Below are 8,377 nucleotides of genomic sequence, written 5' to 3'. Positions count from 1 at the left end.
GCATGAAAGTTGCAATTATCATGGGTAGTGATTCCGATTGGCCGATCTTGAAACCTGCAGTAAAAATGCTTGCAGATTTTGGTATTGAATCGGAAGTATTGGTCGCTTCGGCACATCGTACGCCGGAACGCTTGCATTCGTTCGTATCGGAAGCTCCTGAGCGTGGTGTAAGAGTATTTTTGGCAGCGGCAGGTGCGGCAGCACACTTGGGTGGTGTGATCGCCAGCTTGACGACGCTTCCTGTTATCGGCATTCCGATCAACTGTACACCGCTTGGCGGGATGGATGCGCTTCTCAGTATTGCACAGATGCCGTCCGGTATTCCTGTTGCTACCATGGCGATCAACGGTGCGAAAAATGCTGCGATCTTCGCTGCACAGATCATTGGTGTCAGCGATGAAAAAGTTGCTGCGAAGCTGAAAGAGCATCGCGTGCAGATGGCTGCGGAAGTAGAGGCAAAAGCCGCTCGTGTAGCAGCAGATCTGGACTGAGTAAGTTTTTATAAACAGCATGTAATCTAAAAAACAAAAAAATAGCAAGCGAGGGAAGCGAAAATCAGTCTCTCGCTTTGCGCTTTTTTCCAAGAAAGATGAATTGTAGGGGGATTTGTGATGAGCGAAGAAAAAAAAGAGCTGACATATGCTGATGCCGGCGTTGATATCGATGCGGGCAATCGTGCCGTTCAGTTGATGAAACAGGATGTAAAAGCAACATATCGTCCGGAAGTTCTCGGCGATCTCGGCGGTTTTGGCGGCCTTTTCAAAATTGCCAAAGAAAACTATGAAGAACCGATCCTCGTATCGGGTACTGACGGTGTCGGTACGAAACTCAAACTCGCGTTCATGCTTGACAAACATGACACGATCGGTCAGGACGCTGTAGCAATGTGCGTCAACGATATCTTAGTACAGGGCGCAGAACCGCTCTTCTTCCTTGACTACCTCGCAGTAGGCAAGCTCGAACCGGAAAAAGTTGCTTCCATCGTCAGCGGTGTAGCACGTGCTTGTAAAGAATCCGGCTGCTCGCTCATCGGTGGCGAAACGGCTGAAATGGCAGGCTTCTATTCCGATGGTGAATACGATATCGCAGGTTTCGCAGTCGGTATCGTCGATCGTCCGAAAATGATCACGGGTGAAAAAGTTGCCGAAGGCGACGTACTCATCGGTCTTCCGTCCTCGGGCGTACACTCGAACGGTTATTCTCTCGTGCGCAAGATCTGCTTCGATGTCAAAGGCATGGACGGCAGTGAATATATTGCAAAACTTGGCAAAACGATCGGTGAAGAACTTCTCACACCGACTCGCCTTTATCCGAAAGTATGCTTGCCGCTTATCGAAAAATTTGATATCCACGGCATGGTACATATCACGGGCGGCGGTTACTACGAAAACATTCCGCGTATCCTTCCCGACGATTGCAGCGTAGAGATCGATGTAACGACGTGGCCGCGTCTTCCGATCTTCGATCTCCTCAAAGAATGGGGCGGCGTAGCATGGCCGGAAATGTATCGTACGTTCAACATGGGTCTTGGTATGATCCTTATCGTATCGGCTGACGATGTAGATGCAGTTCGTGCTCACCTGGCAGAAGCAGGCGAAGAAAACTACGTCATCGGTAAAGTCGTAAAAGGCAACCACGAAGCGATCTTGAAAGGTGGCGTATTCGGTGAGTAAGCTTGTGCTTGGCGTAATGGCATCGGGTCGCGGAAGCAACCTCCAGTCGATCCTCGATGCAATCGAAAAAGGCACTGTTCCTGCTCGCGTCGGCGTTGTTATCACCGATAAACCGGAAGCAAAAGCACTCGATCGTGCGCGTGCGGCAGGTATCCCTGCTATTTGTGTCAATCGCAAAGAATATGATTCCAGAGAAACGTTTGAACATGCGCTTATTGAAACGCTTCGTGCGCATGGTGTTGAGCTCGTTGTATTGGCAGGTTTCATGCGCATTTTGACGCCTGTATTCGTACAAGCGTTCAAACATCGCATCTTAAATATCCATCCTTCGATCTTGCCGTCCTTCACGGGTGCAGATGCTCATTCGCTCGTACTCGAATACGGTGCGAAAGTATCGGGTTGTACCGTTCACTTCGTTGACGAAGGCATGGACACAGGCCCGATCATCTTGCAGGCGACTGTGCCTGTCATGGAAGATGACGACCATGACAGCTTGGCCGCTCGTGTTCTCGTCGAAGAACACAAAATTTATCCTGAAGCGATCCGCCTCTATGCAGAAGGCAGACTTACGATTGAAGGACGCAAAGTTCGCATCAATCGCGACTAATATAAGAAAAGCGAGGAAATGAACATTATGATGATTAAAAGAGCATTGATCAGTGTATCCGATAAAACAGGCATCGTTGAATTCGCACGCAAATTGCAGGCAGCAGGCGTAGAGATCATCTCTACGGGCGGCACGATGAAAGCACTCAAAGACGCAGGTATCCCTGTAACGTATGTCAGCGATGTAACGGGCTTCCCCGAAATCATGGACGGTCGTGTAAAAACACTCAACCCGTACATCCATGGCGGTATCTTGGCGATCCGCGACAACAAAGAACATGTTGATGCTATGATCCAGCATAAGATCAAAGGCATCGATCTCGTTGTCGTCAACCTTTATCCGTTCCGTGAAACGATCGCCAAAGAAGGCGTAACGCTCGAAGAAGCAATCGAAAACATCGATATCGGCGGCCCGGCTATGATCCGTGCAGCTGCGAAAAACTTCAAATACGTATCCGTTGTAGTAAACCCTGCACATTATGATGAGATCATCGAACAAGTGCAGGCAGGCGCAGGCGTAAGCGACAAACTCCGTATGCAGCTCGCATATGAAGCATTCACGCATACGTCCGAATATGATGCTTGCATCAGCAAATACTTGAGCGAACAGCTCGCAAAATAATAAGACAGGAGTGGAAGTTGTGCAAGTATTAGTAATTGGCAGTGGCGGTCGCGAACACGCATTGGCTTGGAAAGCTGCGCAGAGCGCGAGCGTAGAAAAAGTATATTGCGTACCGGGCAACCCGGGTATCGCACAGATCGCAGAATGTGTACCGATGGATATCACTGATAATGATGCACTCGTTGCATTCGCGCTCGAAAACAAGATCGACCTTACGATCGTAGGCCCCGAAGTTCCGCTCGCGAACGGTGTCGTAGACGCATTCCGCGCGAAAGGTCTTGCGATCTTTGGCCCAACGCAGGCAGCTGCGCAGATCGAAGGCTCCAAATCGTTTGCCAAAGATCTCATGAAAAAATACGGTATCCCGACGGCTGCTTTTGAAGTATTCACTGATGCAGAAGCCGCAAAAGCATATATCGTAGAACAAGGCGCACCGATCGTTATCAAAGCTGACGGCCTTGCTGCAGGTAAAGGCGTTGTCGTAGCGATGACGCTCGACGAAGCACTCGAAGCAGTTGACATGATGATGTGTGACCAAGCATTCGGCTCGGCAGGATGCCAAGTCGTAGTAGAAGAATTCCTCACAGGCGAAGAAGCATCCATCCTTACGTTCTGCGATGGTACGACGATCGTTCCGATGATCTCCTCGCAGGATCACAAACGTGCTTACGACAACGACGAAGGTCCGAACACAGGCGGTATGGGTACATACGCTCCTGCACCTGTCGTAACGGCTGACGTGCTTGCTCGCGTTCAAAAAGAGATTCTCGAGCCGACTGTTGCGGCAATGAAAGCAGAAGGAATGCCGTACACGGGTTGCCTCTATGCAGGTCTTATGATCACGGAAAACGGCCCGAAAGTCATTGAATTCAATGCACGCTTCGGCGACCCCGAAACGCAGGTCGTACTTCCGCTTTTGGACAGTGACATGGCAGAAGTCATGATGGCGTGCGTCAACGGCAACCTTGCTGATCTTGACATTCAGTGGAAAGACGGTGCGGCAGTATGCGTCGTAATGGCGGCGGGTGGTTATCCGCAAGGCTATCGCAAAGGCGATGTTATCAGCGGTCTTGATAAAGCAGCTGAGCTCGGCGCGACCGTATTCCATGCAGGTACAGCGGCAAAAGACGGTAATATCGTAACGAACGGCGGCCGTGTCCTCGGCGTAACAGCGATCGGTACTGATGTACAAAAAGCCGTAGACAACGCATATGCGGCAGTCAAATCGATTCACTTCGATGACGTTCACTATCGTAATGATATCGCATACCGTGCGATCGCAAGACTCAAATAAAAAGCGAACGAAAAACAACATGATAACAGGACTTGAAGTAATATGCTTCAAGTCCTGTTGTTGTATATAGGCATAGATAGGATGATTGAGAATGTTTTTCTCTTGAACAGGAAAAATGCAAAAAACCTAGAATATGTATAAGGATATCTAAGTCTGATTTAGAATAGGAGAATGAAGATGGAATTTGGCGCATTGGTAATTTCGAATGTGATATTGATCGTAGCAATGCTTGGAAGTGTGGGGCTTATTTCGATGGGGCTTCCCGGAAATCTGCTTCTTTTTTTCAGTGTACTTGCTTATGCGGCACTCAGCGGATTTCTTTATTTGTCGTATGAGTCGCTTGCGATCGTTCTTGTTCTCATTCTGCTCGCCGAGAGTGTGGAGTTCTTGGCAGGTCTTTTTGGTGCGAAGAAGGAAAAGGCATCGAAGCGTGCGATGGTCAGTGCGGTATTCGGCGGATTTTGCGGTGCGCTGATCGGGTCGAGCATCGTTCCGCTGATAGGCTCTATCATTGGGCTGGTGTGCGGTGGTTTTCTCGGAAGCTATTTGGCAGAGTATTCGAAGGCGAAGGATAAAGACAAAGCAGGTCGTGTAGCGGTCGGCGTAGCGGTAGGACAGATGACCGGTGTATTGGCAAAGATCGTGCTGGCATTGGCGGCTATCATTTATATCGTATCGCAGTTGCCGTGGACGTCACCGATGCCGATGTCGTTATAGAATAGAAAAGGGGTAATAAAATGAACTGGAATATTGGTGATGTGATCCACGGTTTTCGTTTGCGCGAGAGCCGTATGATAAAAGAAATTCAATCGACGGGATATTGGATGGAGCACGTAGCGACGGGCGCACAGCTTTTGTATGTGAAAAATGAGGATGAAAATAAGGTGTTTTCGATATCGTTCAGAACACCGCCGTCCGATGATACGGGGGTAGCGCATATTGTAGAGCATTCTGTTCTATGTGGTTCGCGCAAATTTCCGCTCAAAGAGCCATTTGTGGAATTGGTCAAGGGGTCGCTGAATACGTTTTTGAATGCGATGACGTTCCCCGATAAGACGATGTATCCGATCGCAAGCTGTAATGATAAGGATTTTCACAACTTGATGGATGTTTACCTTGATGCGGTGTTTTATCCGTCGATGCACAATGAACGTGAGATTTTGATGCAGGAAGGCTGGCACTACGAAATCGACGAGAACGGTGAACTGGCATATCGCGGTGTCGTATATAATGAGATGAAGGGTGCGCTTTCGTCGCCTGAGTCGATTCTCGATCAGAAGGTCATGACATCGCTGTTTCCTGATACGACGTATGGATACGAATCGGGCGGTGAGCCTGATGCTATCCCGAATTTGACGCAGGAAGACTTCTTGGCGTTCCATCGAGCATATTATCATCCGTCGAACAGCTATATTTTCTTGTATGGTAATTGTGATATCGAAGAAAAATTGGCGTTTATCAATGATGAATATTTGTCGAATTTCACGCGACTGGAGCTCGATTCGACGATCGCATATCAGCCGCTGTTCGATGAGCCGAAAGAGGTCTATGACACGTATCCGATCTCGGCAGAAGAAGATACGAACGATAAGACGTTCTTGTCGCTCAACTATATTATCGGTGATGCTAAGGAAGCGGAAATGGTCTTGGCGATGCAGATACTTGCGCATATGCTTCTCAAGAGCCAGGCGGCACCGATGAAAAAAGCGTTGTCAGAGGCAGGCATTGGCAAAGATGTCAACGGTGGTTGCAACGATGGGATGCTGCAGCCGACGTTCGTGATCGAGGTCAACGGTGCGAATAAGGAAGATGCGCCGCGTTTTGTCGAAGTGGTAAAAGAAACGCTTCGTGATATGGTAACGAACGGTATCGATAAACAGCTCATTGAGGCATCGCTCAACTTGATCGAATTTAAGATTCGCGAGGCAGATTTCGGTCGCACGCCGAAAGGCCTTATCTACGGTATCAATGCGATGAACAGCTGGCTCTACGATGAGTCGCCGTTCATCTATCTCGAATATGAAGAGGCTCTGGCAAATGTCAAGACGGCACTTCATACGGATTATTTTGAACGATTGATCAAAGAGCGTATCTTGAATAATACGCATGAAACGCTCGTTGTCTTGTCGCCTGAAGTCGGTTTGACGGAGCGTAAGGCGGCAGAACTTCGTGCGAAGTTGGCAGCATACAAAGCGACCTTGACGGAGGAAGATATTCGCCGAATCGAAGAAGATGCCGAGCGATTGGCGATCCGTCAAGAAACGCCTGATACAGAGGAGGCACTCAATACGATCCCGCTTCTGTCGCTCGATGATCTGGAGAAAACAGAACCACCTATCATCTGCGAGGAAAAGACGGAAAATGGTGTAACGGTACTTCACCATAACATTCCTACGAATAAGATCGTCTATCTGTCGATGTACTTTGATGCGAAGGTGCTTCCGCAGGAAGACTTGATGTACGGATATCTGCTCGTAGAACTTCTGGGTAAGGTCGATACGGAGAGATCGTCTTATATGGAATTGGCGAATCGTATCAATCTCGATACGGGCGGTATCGGCTATGACTTACTCAGCTATTCGGTAGAAGACGGCTCAAAAGAGATCGAACCTCGCCTTCGTGTGAAGAGCAAGGTGCTTACAGAGAAGGCAGAACGATTGACGGAGCTTTTGGCAGAAGTGTTGACGATGAGCAGATTTACCGATGAAAAACGCATGAAAGAACTCATCGGTCGTATTCGCGAAAATGTTTCGATGCATCTTTTGAAAAGCGGTCATCAGGTCGCGATCGGTCGTGTGTTGTCGTATGTATCGGCAGTATCGAAATATAATGAAGAAGGTGTTGTGCCGTTCTTTGATTTCATTGACCGTTTGGCGAAAAATTTCGATGCAGAAAAAGAACAGCTTGCTGAAAAATTGTCGTCTGTTGCAAAACTTCTTTTCTGCAAAAAAAATCTTCTTGTCAGCGTAACGTCAGATGCAGAAGATTATACAGTATTCCAAAAAGCATGGCAGTCCTTGGACAGTGTGCTTTCGGATGAAGAATATCCTGCGCAGGAATATACTTTCACTTTCGGCAAGAAGAACGAAGGTTTGATGACGGCAGGGAAAGTGCAGTACGTTGTCAAAGGTGCGAACTTTTGCAAACTTGGTTATCAATATAGCGGTGTGCTGAAGGTCGTAGAAACGATTTTGAAATATGACCATCTCTGGAATAAGATCCGCGTGCAAGGCGGTGCGTACGGTGCGCTTGTTAATTTCCGTCGTAACGGGAATATGTACCTCGGTTCGTACCGCGATCCGAATCTTGCGGAAACGGTCGAAGTGTTCGATACGACGGGCGATTACTTGATGAACTTCGATGTGCCCGAACGTGAGATGACGAAGTATATCATCGGTACGATGAGCGGTATCGACACGCCGCTTACTCCTGCGATGCGCGGAGATGGAGCAGCAGAATGTTATCTGCGTGGTGTGACGCATGATGATCTCCAACGAGAACGCAGCGAGATATTGTCTGCGACGCAGAAAGATATTCGTACGGCGGGTGAAATGATTCGCGCGGCGATGGCAGAGAACTATCTTTGCGTTGTCGGCGGAGAAGAGAAGATACGTGAGAACGAAGCAATGTTCGGCAGTATCGTGTCGTTGATGAAATAAGAAAGAAAAGCGGGAGGCAAGGCCTCTCGCTTTTTGTCGAAAGGGGAACGTTATGCGGTGTATTGATCTTCATGCAGATACGATATCTGCATTGATGTGTGGTGCGAGCAGGGGTGACTTACGTGAGAATACAGGGCAAGTCGATTTGGGAAAACTTGTGCAAGGCGGTGTCGGTGCGCAGTTCTTAGCATGTTATTTTGATAAGACGAAAGTAGATTCGCCGTATCGAATGGCAAAAGATATGGTGGTATTTGCCAAAAAAGAATTGGCGAACTGTGCTGATGCGGTGGTGCTTGCACGGTCGGCGGCAGACATGGAGCGAGCAGAGCGCGAGGGGAAGATAGCAGCTTTTCTTACGATAGAAGAAGGCGGTGCGCTCGAAGGTAAGACGGAGCATCTGGCTGCGCTTTACGAAGAAGGTATACGGCTTATTACGTTGACGTGGAATTATCCGAATGAGCTTGGGTATCCGAATATCGGATATCGTGATACGGATAAGGGGCTGACGGCGTTTGGTCGAGAG

General features: G+C 48.5%; 8 protein-coding genes. All 8 read left to right on the top strand.

Translation table 11 applies throughout. The annotated features are described in order from the left end of the window. Positions 1–2: 2 nt before the first annotated feature. Entirely contained in the window at positions 3–491 is a 489-nt protein-coding gene (gene purE, locus IJN28_03230) for a 5-(carboxyamino)imidazole ribonucleotide mutase (GenBank protein MBQ6712786.1), read from the top strand. A gap of 120 nt (positions 492–611) precedes the next feature. Beyond that, positions 612–1,673: a phosphoribosylformylglycinamidine cyclo-ligase gene (locus IJN28_03225; GenBank protein ID MBQ6712785.1), complete on the top strand. Its 1,062-nt coding sequence runs from the start codon at positions 612–614 to the stop codon at positions 1,671–1,673. Beyond that, on the top strand, positions 1,666–2,280 hold the full coding sequence (locus IJN28_03220; protein MBQ6712784.1) for a phosphoribosylglycinamide formyltransferase: 615 nt from the start codon (positions 1,666–1,668) through the stop codon (positions 2,278–2,280). Before IJN28_03225 ends, IJN28_03220 begins: the two co-directional genes overlap by 8 nt. Positions 2,281–2,307: 27 nt before the next feature. After that, positions 2,308–2,901, top strand: a complete 594-nt coding sequence (locus IJN28_03215; GenBank protein MBQ6712783.1) for an IMP cyclohydrolase — start codon at positions 2,308–2,310, stop codon at positions 2,899–2,901. A 19-nt stretch (positions 2,902–2,920) separates the two neighbouring features. Beyond that, positions 2,921–4,195: a phosphoribosylamine--glycine ligase gene (gene purD, locus IJN28_03210; GenBank protein ID MBQ6712782.1), complete on the top strand. Its 1,275-nt coding sequence runs from the start codon at positions 2,921–2,923 to the stop codon at positions 4,193–4,195. Between the two features lie 177 nt (positions 4,196–4,372). Continuing rightward, positions 4,373–4,912: a DUF456 domain-containing protein gene (locus IJN28_03205; GenBank protein ID MBQ6712781.1), complete on the top strand. Its 540-nt coding sequence runs from the start codon at positions 4,373–4,375 to the stop codon at positions 4,910–4,912. Between the two features lie 20 nt (positions 4,913–4,932). After that, the gene (locus IJN28_03200) at positions 4,933–7,854 is read left to right on the top strand and encodes an insulinase family protein (protein ID MBQ6712780.1); all 2,922 of its coding nucleotides are present in this window, start codon (positions 4,933–4,935) and stop codon (positions 7,852–7,854) included. Between the two features lie 52 nt (positions 7,855–7,906). Beyond that, the coding region (locus IJN28_03195; protein ID MBQ6712779.1) for a membrane dipeptidase at positions 7,907–8,377 on the top strand (471 nt) is incomplete at its 3' end.

The sequence above is a fragment of the Selenomonadales bacterium genome, from assembly GCA_017442105.1.
Taxonomy (GTDB): domain Bacteria; phylum Bacillota; class Negativicutes; order RGIG982; family RGIG982; genus RGIG982.
The sequence above is the reverse complement of the archived record's forward strand: the minus strand, read 5'-3'. Positions and strand labels throughout refer to the sequence as shown.

What these genes read in the sequence shown, in the direction of transcription:
- purE (MBQ6712786.1), top strand. Translation starts at nt 3, where the DNA reads ATGAAAGTTGCAATTATCATGGGTAGTGATTCCGATTGGCCGATCTTG.
- IJN28_03225 (MBQ6712785.1), top strand. Translation starts at nt 612, where the DNA reads ATGAGCGAAGAAAAAAAAGAGCTGACATATGCTGATGCCGGCGTTGAT.
- IJN28_03215 (MBQ6712783.1), top strand. Translation starts at nt 2,308, where the DNA reads ATGATGATTAAAAGAGCATTGATCAGTGTATCCGATAAAACAGGCATC.
- IJN28_03205 (MBQ6712781.1), top strand. Translation starts at nt 4,373, where the DNA reads ATGGAATTTGGCGCATTGGTAATTTCGAATGTGATATTGATCGTAGCA.
- IJN28_03200 (MBQ6712780.1), top strand. Translation starts at nt 4,933, where the DNA reads ATGAACTGGAATATTGGTGATGTGATCCACGGTTTTCGTTTGCGCGAG.